Here is a 15,100-nt window from a genome sequence, read left to right on the forward strand (position 1 = left end):
TAGAAACTTATGATAACCGAGCAAGAGCTTCAATCTCTTTTTAATAAATTAGATCGCGATCAAGACGGCAAAGTCTCCATTAATGAGCTTTTTTTAAGTCCTGGCTTAAGTGCAATCATCTCATCAAAAACAAATACTAGTAGCCCCTAGGAGTTACTAGTACAGTATGATTCAGACGAAGACGGTAGTATTACCTTTGAAGAGTTAAAGGAAGCAGTTGAGAAAGCAAATAATTTAAACTAGCAGTCAAAAAATCAACGCCACACTCACCCCAAAATCCCTCTCTAGCCCACACTAAATCCCTCTCTAGGCAACTATTGAGGGATTTGCCTTTATTTACCCCTTAGTGACACTTTGCTATCCTCTACAACAGATACTTCATTCTAGCTAGTAATAACCTACCATCGACTCTGTAGCCACCTCTGTGAGGGTTTTCGATTGGTTAATGGTTTTGACTATTCAACACTAGAGACAGATTGCAAACAAAAAGTGCCTCTTTATACTACAGCAGGAATTGCTGACTACTGGATTTTGGATGTGAATCAGCGTCAGGTTTATGTTTTCCGCGAACCAAGCTTGAAAGGTTACAATCTTGAATTTATTTTGCAGAAAAATGCAACCTTATCCTTGATTGCATTTCCAGAAATTGAAGTCCAGATTAGTCAGCTGTTTCCATAAGTTCTACAAATCAAACCTTTATCGTAAATTAAAGGGTTTAAGACCCCTACGTCTATACGTAGTATCAGTTTCAGTCAGGGTTTAAATCCCCGTTTGAAAATGTCTTTAATTTTGAATTTTGAATTTTGAATTGTTAATTCTCTCCTATTGTCAGCAAATGCCTAGATGAAATAGCTTTCATTTTCAAGTTAGTAAATTGCACGATCGCCTTTACTAAATCTTGCTGTTCTGGTTGCAAATTGAGTTTTTCTAGCGCTTGCTTGATATTACTACCAGCCCGGAGATTGTGATTAAGTTGGTCACGCTGAGATGAGTTTAATACTGCCGCAATTTCCCTATTTCTTCTCTGACGCACAGCCTGGAGTTCCTGGCGTTGTAAGGGAGTCAGGTTAATGTCTGACGAGGTGGAGTAACTTGCAGTTTTCGTACTTTGGGCGAAAATAACACCATAAGTCGTATTGATTTGAACGGGTGCAGCTAAGGCAATTCCCGGCATGAAGAGGACAAGAGCAAGAATGTTAGCGAACATACACAGCCGTTTTGTCAAGTAAATTGCCATATTGAGAAATACTTAGTCTGGCGAAAGTTTGCCTAACTTTAACAGGTTGCTCAAGTAACTTATCTGGTTAATTAACCTCCAAAACCAGGAATTAAACGCTTCAGGGCACGATCGGCAATATCGCCATAGCGCAGTTCTCCACACATAATCTTACCCATGATTTGGGGAGCCGACGGATGCTTAACACCAACTTTGTAGCCAATGTTGGAAAACCGATAGAATGCTCCAGCTAATTTTTGCGCCCAAGCCATCTCAGTACCCAACTCTTCATTAATGGCTTCGCTATATTTTTCTAAAGCGTTAGTGTCACCAGAAAGTGCTTGATTAATGGTTGCGGCTGCGAGTAAACCACTAAAAATTGAAGGGCGAATGCCTTCTGCTGTCATGGGATCAACCACACAAGCAGCTTCCCCAGCTAAAACCGCATTTTGCGTGTGCAGCTTTTGATTACCATCCCAAATACATAGGGGATGACCATATTGTTTGCTGGTTTTGAGGTCTAAATTCAACGATTTGGCGTACTCATCCAAAATCTTTTTGAAGTCCTGGGGTTGACGACCACCAATAAACGTCCCGACACCTATGGAATAACCATCAGCTTTGGGGAAGTTCCAGAGATAGCCGTTTTTGACCAAGCCAAACTCAAAATGAATTGTGGGCTTGTTTTCTATAATGCCAGGGATTTCTGCCTCTAAAGCCCCTGTGAGCAGACGTTTACGTTCTTTGAAACCTAGCCATTTTGCCATTGATCCTTTGGCACCATCAGCCGCGATTAAGTAGCGACCTGTAACTGGGCCATTAGCTGTGTTAACTTGCCAATAATCATTTTTAAATTCAATACCAGTTACTACCGTATTATCTCGTAGTTCAGCACCTTGCTTCTGTCCTTGCTGCACTAGGAAATGGTCAAAAATATCTCGTCGCACCATCCAAATTGGTTCTTTGGTGGCGATTTTTGCTTCCACGGGGTCGCCTAATTTCCAGGTAAAGCGAAGCGAGTCGGCTTTTACAGAAATTACTGGGTTAAAATCAAAGTCAAACCATTGAGCGATCGCTGGAGAGACACCACCCCCACAAGGTTTATATCTTGGCAGAGATTCTTTTTCCAACACTAATACTGAGCGACCTTGTTTGGCTAAATGATATGCAGCTGTTCCACCTGCTGGTCCAGCACCGACAATGATGCAATCGTACATATTGCTGAAATTTTGCTTCTCAATTAGTTTAAGCTAACGCGCCTACCAATACCTTCGCTAAATCAAGGCATTTTTAAATTTAGTGAAATAAACCAATACTCAACGTATTTGTTGGGTTTCGTGCCTCAACCCAACCTACGAATCGAGGCATTTTTAGATTTGGCGTTTGCGTAGCGTCTCGCAGAGAAGGTATTGGTTAAACCAAATATTCATGTAGAGACGCGATAAATCGCGTCTGAAACACCAAATATTGTCCTACAGGTGTAAAATTTGGCAGAATTAACATAATTCATCTTCCTGTTGGGTAAAGCTGATGCTAATAGGCGAAATTCTCCGAAATCGCTACAAAATTATCAAACTCTTAGGCAGCGGCGGCTTTGGCGACACCTACCTTGCTGAAGACTTAGACTTACCCAACCATCCCAAGTGTGTAGTCAAACACCTCAAACCCAACTCCGACCCAATAGTATTACAAATCGTTAGAAGATTATTTGATAGCGAAGCCCAAGTTTTATACCGCTTAGGAAATGATAGCGACCAGATACCGCGATTATTTGCCCACTTTGAAGAACAGGGCGAATTTTATTTAGTCCAAGAATTTGTAGATGGGGAAGACTTAAGCGAAGAAATCAGTCCTGGTAAGCGATTAACTGAAAAAGAAGTCATAAAACTATTACAAGAAATTCTAGAAATCTTAGCAGTAGTTCACAAAAAAAACATCATCCACCGCGACATTAAAACCCAGAACATCATGCGTCGCCGTCAAGATAGCAAAATAGTGCTGATTGATTTTGGCGCAGTTAAAGAAGTTAACACCATGATGGTGAACGCCCAAGGTCAAACCGGTGTTAGCGTTGCCATTGGTACGCCTGGTTATATGCCAAGCGAACAAGCAGCCGGACAACCAAAATTATGCAGCGATGTTTACGCGGTGGGAATGTTGGGAATTTATGCCTTGACAGGTTTACAACCCCACGAACTACCAAAAGACCCCACCAATGGTGAAATAATTTGGCGCAATTGGGCAAATGTTAGCGAGAAATTCGCAGGCGTGTTGAATAAGATGGTGAGTTATCACTTTCGAGACAGATATCCCTCAGCAGTGGAGGCATTGCAAGCACTGACACCACAACAGCCGCAACGACGACAACCACCGCCACCGCCTGCACCAAAACCCCAACTGCAACCCACACCAAACTTGTCACGTCGTCGGGCAATTCAAATTGCGGGGTGGACAGTTGCAGGGATTAGTTTAGCTATTATTGGAGAGCGTTTGTTATCTTTGTCTAAATCTGGAGACCGCAATACAACTCCGACCTCCTCCAATAGCTTACAAACCTTTCAATTTGAAACGGTGACGGTAGACGCACAGGGAAAAATCAACAACCGCAGCAATAGGGAAGCGAAATATTTTGTTGAAGACTTGGGGAATGGTGTCACCTTGGAAATGGTGCAGATACCAGGGGGAACCTTTACGATGGGTTCACCAGCAGGGGAGGCGAAACGAAAATCAAATGAAGGGTCGCAGCATCAAGTGAAAGTACCTGGGTTCTTCATGGGTAAATATGAAGTCACCCAAGCACAGTATCAAGCAATTATGGGGACGAATCCTTCCACCTTCAAAGGTGAGAAACGACCTGTAGAAACAGTGAGTTGGGATGATGCTGTAGAGTTTTGTAAAAAGTTGAGTCAGAAGACAGGACGCACTTATCGCCTACCTAGCGAAGCCGAATGGGAATATGCCTGTCGTGCAGGAACAACCACGCCGTTTTATTTTGGTGAAACAATTACCACAGATTTAGTCAACTACGACGGCAACTATCCTTACGGCTCTGCACCCAAAGGTGAAAATCGTCAACAAACAACAGATGTCGGAAAATTTCTTTGCCCAAACTCTTTCGGTTTATATGATATGTGTGGTAATATGTGGGAAGGGTGTCAAGATGTATATAACAGTAATTACCAAGGCGCACCAACAGATGGAAGTGCGTGGTTAACAGGTAACAATAATAACCAAAAGCTGGTGCGTGGCGGTTCGTGGCTCGACTTTGCTAAGGTCTGTCGGTCTGCCTCCCGTCAAAGTAACCCGCGCGGGAGTCGCAACCACGTTGTGGGTTTTCGTGTGGTTGCGGTGGCTGTGGCGTGAGGATTCCTTACCCTTTGCACTCTTTCCCTTTTGCCTTTTACACTTGTTATTCTTTTCTCTTCTTTTTCCGCCCTCAGGCGGATCAAAAATTTTTTTTTTAAATCTAGTGTCTTGATATCAAAACTATTAGACACTACATTTAATCAAATTTCTCACTTTGTTGAGAATTTGAGCATGGGGCAGGTTAATTTTAGCTGCTGCGTGGCGGTTCGTGGAACAACAATGCCCAGAACTGTCGCTCTGCCAACCGTAACAACAACGCGCGCGAGAATTGCAACAACAATGTGGGTTTTTGGGTGGTTGCGGTGGCTGTGGCGTGAGTACTCCTCAAAGTCAGAGTCGGGAAGTGGGAATTTATCGAGCGTACATTCAGGAGTCCAGACCTGAACCAGCGGGGAAGGCGACAACCTCCGAATATCAAACTGAGTTGGATAGCTTGGTAGGTTGCAAAACCGAAGACTTATCCGGCTTAATCATATTATCTCTACCACTTCTTCTAAGATACAAGGTTGGGTTGAGGAACGTAGCAAGATCCCGAAGGCTAACCCAACATTAGCTGTGATAATACGCGACGCTAATGTTGGGTTTCACTTCATTCAAGACAGTCGCTACAAAATTTAGCTGGATTAGCCAAAGCAATTCCAATATTTTATAGACCATCAACAATAGCACGCAATAATTAAAATACTGCTTCTAATCGACTTTTATTATGACTCAATTATCAAAAACAAGCCGAAGTCAGGGATGGAGGAAATCTAACGTCACGCCTGAAGAAATAAATCTCCGTCAAGCACAACGTCAAGAACTGGGTGCGCGGTGTCGTACTATTTTTGAGTGCCTTCGTCCCCAACTCATCGACAACCATTACAACTGGTTTATCGCTGTTGATGCAGAAAGCGAAAACTACCTAATTGACCCGAAACTAGAAGGTTTACTAGAGCAAATTCGCATGCGATATACTAATCCAGATGCGAAACTTACTATCTTTCGCCTTAACGAAATAGGAGCCTGCGGCACGATATGATTGCGGGCAGGTTTGGTAACAATGGAGAATTGTTCTTTGAAATACAATTGGTTGTAGCTAATGGCGAGCAATTTGAAATTGAAGAATGCTTGATACAGGTTTTACATCTGGGTGGCTGGCGATTAATTCTCAAGACTTAGAAGCTATTGAGTGGCCGATAGTTATACCTAAGATTGAGATGCAAACTGCCAGAGGATTAAAGTATTTTGATTTATATGAAGGAAAAGTCATTGTTGCTGGCAAAGAATTTATCATTCCCGTTCATATAGGAGAACAACTACCTGATATTTTGCTCGGTTCACTGTGGTTGGATATTATGCAGTTGGTTGTGAATAAACCAAAAGGGATTTTGACATTAGAAGTGGTGGAAGCAGATTATTAGTAGTAATTCGTAGCTGTAAGACAAAGGCTGAAGAATTTATCCATCATTCTTCAGCCTTTATGCTTTAGACTTTAGACTTTAAACAGTCGTGATGTCTTTTTCTTTTTCTGCCAATAGCGAGTCTATTTTGGCATTATACTCATTTGTGAGTTTTTGCAAGTTGTCTTGTTGGTCTTTTGATTCATCTTTGGAGATTTCAGAGGCTTTCTCCTGTTTGCGAATGGCGTCTATGGCATCGCGGCGAATGTTGCGAATAGCAACACGACCCTCTTCAGCATATTTGGATGCCATTTTGACGAATTCTTTACGGCGTTCGCTCGTTAAGGGCGGAATATTCAACCGGATTACAGAACCGTCGTTACTGGGTGTTAAACCCACATCTGAGAGAGAAATAGCCTTCTCAACGATGTTTAGGGTGTTGCGCTCGTAGGGTTGAATTAACATCGTCGTAGCATCCGGTGTACTAATATTTGCCAGTGATTTCAAGGAAGTAGGCGAACCGTAATAGTCCACCAATACCTTATCTAATAGACTCGCATTGGCGCGACCAGTGCGAATCGAGTTAAAAGCTCGTTGAGTTGCCTCAACGGTTTTTTGCATCGTACTTTCAGCTTCAGCTAATTTCACAAGAACCTCCCACAAGGGTGCCGATGGATTCTCCCAAGACTGCTCGGTGGATATTTCCTCGCACCGTTAGATCAAATACCAGAATTGGGATATTATTTTCTTTACACAAGGCGATCGCAGTACTATCCATCACCCGCAAATCTTTGGCTAAAACGTGCGCGTAGGTTAAGCTATTGTAACGCTTGGCGTCAGGATAAATATGAGGATCGGCATCATATACCCCATCTACTTTGGTGGCTTTAAAAATCACCTCAGCATCGATTTCTGCCGCTCTTAATGCCGCAGTCGTATCTGTAGTAAAAAAGGGATTTCCAGAACCAGCACCAAAAATTACCACCCGTCCTTTTTCAAGATGACGGATGGCACGACGACGGATATACGGTTCCGCTAATTCTTGCATAGCGATCGCGGTTTGCACTCGCGTCTGTACTCCTATGCGTTCTAGCGAATCTTGCAGCGTCATGGCATTCATTACCGTGGCAATCATCCCGATATAGTCAGCGGTTGCCCTGTCCATCCCCGCCGACGCTGCTTTGACGCCACGAAAAATATTGCCGCCGCCAACAACTATGGCGATTTGAGTGCCAGTGGTTATCACCTCTGCTAATTCTTGTGCTATTCCTTTGACCACTTCTGGATCAATGCCATAGCCCATGTTGCCCATTAAGGCTTCACCGCTCAGTTTGAGTAAAACCCGTCGGTAATTGGTTCCCATGAAGTTACGCTTTATCAAAAAAGTTGCAATTGCCTCCAATTTAAGATAGCAGTTACAGGGACAATCTATGTCTAGTTACGCCAAATCAATGTAGTCCCGACTGGTTCTGTTTGTGGTATTACTATTTCTTCACCTTTAAACAGAGCAGCGATCGCAGTTCTCAAATAATCCTCTCCCACTGATAATGGCTCTTGGGGATGATTATCAATTTTACCTTTGTAACGGACTATACCATTTGTGTCTATGAGAAAGGCCGTTGGTGTTTTTGTTGCGCCGAAACTACCGGTGACATCTTGCGTTGAGTCCCACAGGTAGGGAAAGTTCAACTGGTAACGTCGGGCAAAAGCTTTCATATTTTCAAAGCTTGATTTAGTGTCGTAGTCAACATTACTACCATTGAGTCCAATTAGTGTGAAGCCTTTTGGGGCAAATTCGGCTTGAATGTTTTTTAGCCTGCCTAAATACCGCTCTACATAAGGGCAGTGGTTACATAGAGAAATAACGCCGACTGCTCGGAACTTTTCAAGATAACGCCTGAGATGGTGTACTTGACCATCAATTCCTGGCAGTTCAAAATCTGGTGCGTAGCTCCCAACGGGAGTATCAATTGTTTCTAGTAGATTCATAATTTCTGGCTCGCAGAACTAGGAACAAGAAAAATATTGTTAAATTCAGCGTCAGTTTCCAGTTGCAAACCACCCCTTAGCCGATGCCTCATATTCGCCAATCTTATAGACCAAATTTGCGATCGTAAATTGTGAAACTACTGAATCTAGCACTGATGCTAATTCACTCACATCTAAAAAATAGCCAAAATATTACTCATATTAGATAAATTATGATTTCTAATACTGACAGAATCTCAGTTGTGAGTAAGTTACCTCTATCAACAAGATGAAAATCTATACTGGATAAAATTATCAGCTTAATGCTAGTATTATCAGCTTAGAAGCTTTTGTGGTATATGTATAGGCTATCACTAGAGCAAAAGATTTATTTTGAAAATCTGATAAATTTTATGCAAATTAAAAACAATTTTACTCGTGCCTTGCTGCTAAAAAGCTTTTAGCCTTGTTTACATCAAATTTACCATGACAACCTCAAGTTCAAAAACAGCACTTAACTCTACAAAAACCTGGATTTGGCAAGATTTTCCGATCTGTTATCAAACCCAAGGAACTACTGGGCCAGCTGTTGTCCTAGTGCATGGATTTGGTGCTTCTTGGTGGCACTGGCGCAAAAATATTCCCGTATTAGCGGAAAATTGCCGTGTTTATGCGATCGATTTGATTGGTTTTGGCGCTTCCGCAAAACCTCAACCTGGTGAAAAAATTACCTACACATTAGAAACCTGGGGACAGCAAGTAGCAGATTTTTGCCGTGAAGTTGTCGGTGAGCCAGCTTTTTTAGTCGGAAATTCCATTGGCTGTATTGTAGCTATGCAAGCAGCAGTAAGTAACCCAGATATTGCCTTGGGAGTTGCTTTGCTCAACTGTTCTTTACGGCTGTTGCACGATCGCAAACGGGTAACTTTACCTTTATCTCGTCGTTACGGAGCGCCTCTACTGCAACGGGTGTTATCTATTAAACCAGTTGGTGATTTCTTTTTCAATCAACTCGCCAAACCGAAAACAGTACGGAAAATTCTGCTGCAAGCTTATGCCAATGCTGAGATGGTGACAGATGAGTTGGTAGATATTCTCACTTCACCAGCAAGCGATGTGGGGGCTGGTGCTGTGTTTCTTGCTTTTACTTCTTATTCTACAGGGCCACTACCAGAAGACCTTTTACCACTGTTAGCGTGTCCGGCGATTATCTTGTGGGGAACGGCCGATCCGTGGGAACCAATTCAATTAGGGAGAGAATTAGCTAACTTTCCGCAAGTAGAAAAGTTTATTCCTTTAGAGGGAGTGGGGCATTGTCCGCAGGACGAAGCGCCGGAGTTAGTCAATCCGATTTTACTCGATTGGATTTTGGAGCGATCGCTGCTAATAGACTCGGCAAAATTAGAGGCATAATTTACCCGCATTCTGCAGATATTAAAGCAGATTTAATAAATATTAAATTCGAGGAATAAAAACCTGAAACTATTGCTTGGCAATAATTTCAGGTTTTTTTCAGATAAAATAATTGATAATTTTATAAATTTTATCCTCGCCTGCTAATTGCAAAGTTTAAACTACAGGACTAGATAGTTTGTAGGCAAAGCCTACTTAGTAGTAGTGACAGCGTTTTCTGGAATATCCTCGGTCATGGTCGCGGTATCCCCAATAGTCTATTATTCATTACGAATAGCTATGATAGATTTAGTCATGCCAAAAACTACTTCATGCTTGATAAAACAATCGACAAATAACTCTTGTAACATTTTCTTATCTAACAAACGATAATTTTCAAGTTTGGCAGTAGCTTCGTTAACTGTCTGAGAACGTTTGTGATTTCCTAAATCAAAACGCATAATTAAACTAATTCTTACTGGCCTCGGTAGCCAATGGAAAAAAGGACACATAAAATGTGGCTCTATTGGAAACCAAAAATATGGTGTTTGTACATATGTATTTGGTGCTAGCCTTTTAACTTCTTTAGCAAAATTCATCATATTTTGCCAATTTCCAACATGCTCAATTACAGAATTAGAATGAACTATATGGAAAGAATTATCTGGAAAATCATTCAGGTTGCAAGCATCTCCATAAATAAATTTATAATGTTCTTCAGTTGCTGGTAAAATTTCCCCAGGTAAATTAACAATAGTTATGTGAACTTTATTTCGCTTCAATAATTCTTCGGGTAATATATTCCAGTAATTTTTTCTTCCACCAATATCAAGTATGTTAACTAATCCATGCTTTTCATAAGTTTTTTCAATTATTGAAACTAAAGTTGCGATTCGTTTATTTCTAAATTTTGAACCGATGGATTTAGGATTATCATAATTACTTATTTTCTGGGCTATTTTATTAGATAAACTCATAATTATTTCCTTTTAGTGTTACAGAAGCAGAATAGAAATTAGCAAGAACACTATGTAATGTTGAAGAAGTGCGTTTAAAAGTTTTGCACCTGTGCAAAATCTAGACTAATAATTTATCGACTATCGCTCTTTAAAGAAACAAGGCAGGAGGAAAGAGGATTTGACTTGTTTATTCCATCTATAACGGAAGCGAGCGCGTCCGTAAATAGCTTTCATGACTCTCAAGAGATAAAAATTAATAAATCCTCAGATTAGGAGATGCCTGAAATAGCGAATAAAATTCTATTCATCAATGCAATTAGTGTTAGAACTGCAATTGATAAATGTCAAATCTGAAAGACCCTAAGCTGAGATTTTAAGTAAATTAAAAAATTTGATAAATTGAATGACTAACCGGACTCCACAGTATTATCTCACGAGAGTTGACAAAACGCGCTCTCAATAGAAGTGAGATTATAAATACTTATGCTTTGGAACATTTTGCATTAGTTTGATGGATTAAATATCGGAGTTCCAAGTTGTTCGCCTACCTGCTCGGCGCAAAGTCAGGGCGGCCATTTCATGTCAATAATAACAGTCTATTCTCAATAATTTCAAAAATAATCTCATTAGCCTTTGCTTATTGCTAAAGGTTTAAGCGTCACCGATAGCCTACCCCTACACAAAAGCAAGCTACGCATAGCGTCTCGTAGAAAAGGAATAAGAGTTGCAGAGAGTTTTTGCGTAAGTCCTGAACAATTAGGAATGGCGCTCAAGAAGATTATTAACTAAGAACTAAGTGACTTAAAAAGAAGGCAAGGGCTGCACTACCCAAAGGAACTGTCAAATTGTCAATACCCAAAAATGAAACAGCTTCTAAAGCAGTAGCTATAACTGCCACTATCAGGGATATCGCCCAAGTTTGCCAACTGTTTCCTTGAGTTCCAATTAAAATCAAACTACTGACGACATAGCTAACGAGCATCATAGTTAGGGAGCCTTCCCAACTTTTTTCTGTACCAAAAACTTTATACTTATGTTTACCAAAGCGTTGCCCAATTAAGGCTGCTAGTCCATCTCCCCAAGTCATTATCAAAATTCCGAGTGCTGCATACTGGGGTTGTTGTAAATACCAGAACCAGGCAACTAAAATACCGAAACTGACAGAATAAAAAAATGTCCCTAAACTTTGCCGTCCAACGCTATTAATACCAGGAAGAATGGGCAATCGGTAGGACAATAAGGTGATTGCACTCGCTAAAATAGAAGCTGTAATCCCTACACTGGCAGGAATATCTAGCCACCAAGCGATTAAAATCACATTACCAGTGCCAATATGAACTATCTTCCGCACGATTTCTGGCTCGTTGGCGAAGCGGTTTACCACCCATGCAATCAGGAGGATGAGTAATACCCAGATTGTAGCCAACGCAATTTGCAGCCATAAAACCGGAATTGAGGTGAAGTCAGAAAATGTAATTAACAAAGATGCAACAAAATGAAAAGTTTTATCCCTGTTACTAATTTATAAGATTTGGGTGGCTGCAATGAAATTATTATTTATTTGGCTGATTCGGGGCTACCGAATGTTTATCTCGCCGTTGTTTCTCCCGACTTGTCGCTTTCAACCAACTTGTTCGATGTATGCTATTCAAGCCATTGAACGATTTGGAGTGTTGCGTGGTGGGTGGATGGCAACTCGGCGGATTTTGCGCTGTCATCCGTTTCATCCAGGTGGTTATGATCCAGTGCCAGAGGTGGTAGAAAAGGTAAAGGAGCAGTAGTTTAGTACAAATTGTGGCGAATTGAGGGTTGGAATTTAAACGCAAAGGGGCGCGGAGGGAAGCGCAGAGGGACGCAGAGAATGACAAGAGCGGTAATTTATTAAAGAAAGTGTTGGTGGGTATAGCTATTTGGGGAGATGTCAACAGATGAGGTTGTCATCTAGCGTGGGAAGGTTAAATGATTTAATTTAGACTTATCATGATTAATCCTACTGCGATTTCTATACCTGAACCACAAATTCCTACTCCTGGCCCAAGCCCGCTACCTAGTCCCAATCCTGAGCCGAATCCGCTACCGAGTCCCGAACCTGTACCGGGGCCAGCGATTCCTCAACCGTTACCGGGGCCTGTACCAGAACCAGTACCTGCTCCCATTCCTCAGACGGTTCCAGGCCCAATTCCCCAAACCATACCGGAACCTGTTTAGATTACCTTGGTAATGTAATCCAAAATCCCAAATCTAAAATCAAAAATGCTAAGAGCCGGAATTGTCGGACTTCCCAACGTCGGAAAATCTACTTTATTTAATGCTGTAGTTGCTAATGCTAAAGCTGAAGCAGCTAACTTCCCTTTTTGCACGATTGAACCGAATGTCGGCGTTGTCGCAGTACCGGATGAACGGTTAAATGTTCTTGCTAAAATTGCCAGTTCGGCACAAATTATCCCGGCACGGGTTGAATTTGTAGATATTGCCGGTTTAGTTAAAGGTGCAAGTCAGGGTGAGGGATTAGGGAATCAATTCCTGTCCCACATCCGGGAAGTTGATGCGATCGTCCATGTGGTACGTTGTTTTGAAAATGACGATATTATCCACGTTGCTGGTTCTGTTGACCCAGCACGAGATATTGAAATCATTAATATAGAACTGGGTTTATCAGATTTATCACAAATTGAGCGGCGAATTGACCGCACTCGCAAACAAGCTCGTACTAGCAAAGATGCACAGTTTGAAATCACAGTTTTAGAAAAATTGGCTGCGGCTTTAAATGAAGGTAAATCGGTGCGTCAGGTGAGCTTGAACGAAGAAGAAACAGAAATTATTAAAGGACTGGATCTGCTCACTTATAAGCCGATTATCTACGCCGCGAATGTATCTGAAGATGAGTTGGCAACTGGTAATCATTTTGTGGAAACAGTGCGGCAAATTGCAGCGACAGAAAATGCTCAAGTTGTGATAGTTTCGGCTCAAGTTGAAGCAGAATTAGTGGAATTACCAGAGTCAGATAAAGCTGATTTCCTCGCGTCTTTAGGTGTGGAAGAAGGCGGTTTGAAATCATTGATTCGGGCAACTTACATGCTTTTAGGCTTGCGGACATATTTCACCTGCGGCCCCAAAGAAACCCGCGCTTGGACAATTAACGCTGGAATGTCTGCACCTCAAGCAGCCGGTGTAATCCACAGTGATTTTGAAAGGGGATTTATTCGCGCCGAAACAGTCGCTTATAAAGACTTGGTAACAACCGGTTCGATGAATGCTGCAAAGGAGAAAGGGTTGGTTCGCAGTGAAGGGAAAGAGTATGTTGTGCAGGAAGGGGATGTAATGTTGTTCCGATTTAATGTGTAGAGGTAATGGCGTTGTATAAATGCGGGATGATTTTATGGATTTTCCTTCGCGTGAGACATTAATCCAACGCCAATAGTGAGGCGATCGCCATAAAATTTGCCTCTTCATAACTTTTCAAATATGCTCTTAAAGATTGAAGCTAGAGTAGGTGACACTTGCTCTAGCTTTAATCCTAATGACAGCTTACTCTGCTTACTCTGCCCCTTGTTGTCAGGTCGCAACACTTAAGCAATGATATTGACGAAATCACCACTTTGGATTGTATAATCAGTCAAAAGTTGGCTGGAAAATGTGCCGTTTCCATTCGAGAGATAGACTTGGGCTGTTCCAATATTATCAACAGCATATGCACCTTTTTCTTGGCGAATTTTCCATTGGAGAGATAGACTTGGGCTGTATCAATATCATCAACAGCATATTCACCTTTCTCTTGGCGAATAAAGTCATCTCTACCATCACCGTTATAATCTCCTACAATCAAATTGACAAAATCACCTTTCTGGAATATGTAATCAGTTAATAGTTGGCTGGAAAAGGTACCATTTCCATTGGAGAGATAGACTTGGGCTGTATCAATATCATCGGCAGCATATGCACCTTTTTCTTGGCGAATAAAGTCATCTTTACCATCACCGTTAAAATCAAAAGGCATTAATTTTTCCCCTTTTTGACGAGAAGATTCAATTTCGTTTTTTCTCAGTAGTTACTGCAATTATTCTTTACAAACATTAAATTTACGCTCAACTAATATATTTTTATTAGTATACTTGCTGCTTAATAAGCATATTATAAATTAAAGTCTAATTTGATGTAAAGATATATTATTTATGAAATTAACTCAAACTTTTGTCACTCAACTAGCATAGCTTCAGCTACTTACACCCAAGATGTATACATAAGAACCCAAATTTTCATCATCTGTACCAAGAATCACACTGCCTTCTGCACCGGGAACAAGTTCCATAGCTTCAATTTTGTGATAATCAGAGCGGTAGAGAGGAACAAATTGAGAATTTTGCCGCCACACAATTTTGTTACCACGCAATCCCAAGTAACCAGCGACATACACAGCTGACTGAAATGGACCATCATCTCCGGCATCACTTGCTGAAGTGATATATACAATTCCTACGGGGTCTACCTTAATATCTGAAATATGGCGAACATTTCCAGATGGAAACGGTACTTTCAGATTGGCAGAACCTGCGAGGGTAATTTGATATTTAGCTAAGTCAAACATTCCCCAAAAAATAGTTGCTGGTTGTTCTCCTTCACCTCGATGTCCCCAAATAGCAACTAATTTACCATCTATATTTTGTAATCCAAATGCTTCAAAGTTATTTCCTTGAATAATTTCTGGTAGACTGAATTCTTTCAGCACTGAAATGGTCTTCTTGGCAGGCTCGAATCTGATGTGATATCATGTCCGGGTAATTAGTTACGATTAAACTCCAAATTGAATCCACCAGTGA

The 15,100-nt window shown here is 41.2% G+C and carries 16 protein-coding genes and 2 pseudogenes; 9 read left to right on the forward strand and 9 right to left on the reverse strand.

Annotated elements, in window-relative coordinates; all coding sequences use genetic code 11:
* The first annotated feature begins 9 nt into the window (after positions 1-9).
* Positions 10-243, forward strand: a pseudogene (locus HWQ58_RS12780) (EF-hand domain-containing protein).
* A gap of 195 nt (positions 244-438) precedes the next feature.
* Positions 439-678: a Uma2 family endonuclease gene (locus tag HWQ58_RS12785; RefSeq protein ID WP_292862580.1), complete on the forward strand. Its 240-nt coding sequence runs from the start codon at positions 439-441 to the stop codon at positions 676-678.
* Between the two features lie 133 nt (positions 679-811).
* Here HWQ58_RS12785 and HWQ58_RS12790 read toward each other — a convergent pair whose 3' ends face one another.
* Positions 812-1,237: a hypothetical protein gene (locus tag HWQ58_RS12790; RefSeq protein ID WP_292862583.1), complete on the reverse strand. Its 426-nt coding sequence runs from the start codon at positions 1,235-1,237 to the stop codon at positions 812-814.
* Between the two features lie 71 nt (positions 1,238-1,308).
* Positions 1,309-2,433 carry a geranylgeranyl reductase family protein gene (locus HWQ58_RS12795; protein WP_292862586.1) on the reverse strand — a complete coding sequence of 375 codons (1,125 nt, stop codon included), beginning with the start codon at positions 2,431-2,433 and terminating at the stop codon, positions 1,309-1,311.
* Positions 2,434-2,746: 313 nt separating this feature from the next.
* On the opposite strand from HWQ58_RS12795, the gene HWQ58_RS12800 reads away from it, so the two are divergent.
* From HWQ58_RS12800 to HWQ58_RS12810, 3 genes are all read left to right on the forward strand, one after another.
* Positions 2,747-4,579 carry a bifunctional serine/threonine-protein kinase/formylglycine-generating enzyme family protein gene (locus HWQ58_RS12800; protein ID WP_292862589.1) on the forward strand — a complete coding sequence of 611 codons (1,833 nt, stop codon included), beginning with the start codon at positions 2,747-2,749 and terminating at the stop codon, positions 4,577-4,579.
* A 709-nt stretch (positions 4,580-5,288) separates the two neighbouring features.
* The gene (locus tag HWQ58_RS12805) at positions 5,289-5,603 is read left to right on the forward strand and encodes a hypothetical protein (protein WP_292862592.1); all 315 of its coding nucleotides are present in this window, start codon (positions 5,289-5,291) and stop codon (positions 5,601-5,603) included.
* 85 nt (positions 5,604-5,688) lie between these two features.
* Positions 5,689-5,985: an aspartyl protease gene (locus tag HWQ58_RS12810; RefSeq protein WP_366837850.1), complete on the forward strand. Its 297-nt coding sequence runs from the start codon at positions 5,689-5,691 to the stop codon at positions 5,983-5,985.
* A 78-nt stretch (positions 5,986-6,063) separates the two neighbouring features.
* On the opposite strand, the gene frr is transcribed toward HWQ58_RS12810, so the two are convergent.
* The 3 genes from frr to HWQ58_RS12825 all read right to left on the reverse strand — a co-directional run bounded on the left by frr (position 6,064) and on the right by HWQ58_RS12825 (position 7,953).
* Positions 6,064-6,612: a ribosome recycling factor gene (gene frr / locus HWQ58_RS12815; protein WP_292862595.1), complete on the reverse strand. Its 549-nt coding sequence runs from the start codon at positions 6,610-6,612 to the stop codon at positions 6,064-6,066.
* Complete coding sequence (pyrH, locus tag HWQ58_RS12820) at positions 6,599-7,327, reverse strand: UMP kinase (protein ID WP_292862598.1); 729 nt, start codon at positions 7,325-7,327, stop codon at positions 6,599-6,601. Before pyrH ends, frr begins: the two co-directional genes overlap by 14 nt.
* A gap of 71 nt (positions 7,328-7,398) precedes the next feature.
* The gene (locus HWQ58_RS12825; protein ID WP_292862600.1) at positions 7,399-7,953 is read right to left on the reverse strand and encodes a thioredoxin family protein; all 555 of its coding nucleotides are present in this window, start codon (positions 7,951-7,953) and stop codon (positions 7,399-7,401) included.
* A gap of 465 nt (positions 7,954-8,418) precedes the next feature.
* On the opposite strand from HWQ58_RS12825, the gene HWQ58_RS12830 reads away from it, so the two are divergent.
* Complete coding sequence (locus HWQ58_RS12830; protein WP_292862603.1) at positions 8,419-9,345, forward strand: alpha/beta fold hydrolase; 927 nt, start codon at positions 8,419-8,421, stop codon at positions 9,343-9,345.
* A gap of 260 nt (positions 9,346-9,605) precedes the next feature.
* Here HWQ58_RS12830 and HWQ58_RS12835 read toward each other — a convergent pair whose 3' ends face one another.
* Positions 9,606-10,301 (reverse strand): class I SAM-dependent methyltransferase, encoded by a 696-nt coding sequence (locus tag HWQ58_RS12835; RefSeq protein ID WP_292862606.1) that lies wholly within the window; start codon positions 10,299-10,301, stop codon positions 9,606-9,608.
* A gap of 763 nt (positions 10,302-11,064) precedes the next feature.
* Positions 11,065-11,766, reverse strand: a complete 702-nt coding sequence (locus HWQ58_RS12840) for a diacylglycerol/polyprenol kinase family protein (RefSeq protein ID WP_292862609.1) — start codon at positions 11,764-11,766, stop codon at positions 11,065-11,067.
* Between the two features lie 61 nt (positions 11,767-11,827).
* On the opposite strand from HWQ58_RS12840, the gene yidD reads away from it, so the two are divergent.
* The 3 genes from yidD (at position 11,828) to ychF (ending at position 13,628) form a co-directional block, all read left to right on the forward strand.
* Complete coding sequence (gene yidD / locus HWQ58_RS12845; protein WP_292862612.1) at positions 11,828-12,064, forward strand: membrane protein insertion efficiency factor YidD; 237 nt, start codon at positions 11,828-11,830, stop codon at positions 12,062-12,064.
* 199 nt (positions 12,065-12,263) lie between these two features.
* On the forward strand, positions 12,264-12,491 hold the full coding sequence (locus HWQ58_RS12850) for a hypothetical protein (RefSeq protein WP_196508711.1): 228 nt from the start codon (positions 12,264-12,266) through the stop codon (positions 12,489-12,491).
* A gap of 45 nt (positions 12,492-12,536) precedes the next feature.
* A complete protein-coding gene (ychF, locus tag HWQ58_RS12855) occupies positions 12,537-13,628 on the forward strand; it encodes a redox-regulated ATPase YchF (RefSeq protein ID WP_292862618.1) in 1,092 nt (363 codons plus the stop codon).
* Positions 13,629-13,899: 271 nt separating this feature from the next.
* Here ychF and HWQ58_RS12860 read toward each other — a convergent pair whose 3' ends face one another.
* A complete protein-coding gene (locus tag HWQ58_RS12860) occupies positions 13,900-14,280 on the reverse strand; it encodes a VCBS repeat-containing protein (protein WP_292862621.1) in 381 nt (126 codons plus the stop codon).
* Between the two features lie 216 nt (positions 14,281-14,496).
* Positions 14,497-15,048: pseudogene (locus tag HWQ58_RS12865) on the reverse strand (hypothetical protein); the annotation flags it as partial.
* Positions 15,049-15,100: the final 52 nt, after the last annotated feature.

The sequence above is a fragment of the Nostoc sp. LPT genome (assembly GCF_017115165.1).
Lineage (GTDB): Bacteria > Cyanobacteriota > Cyanobacteriia > Cyanobacteriales > Nostocaceae > Nostoc.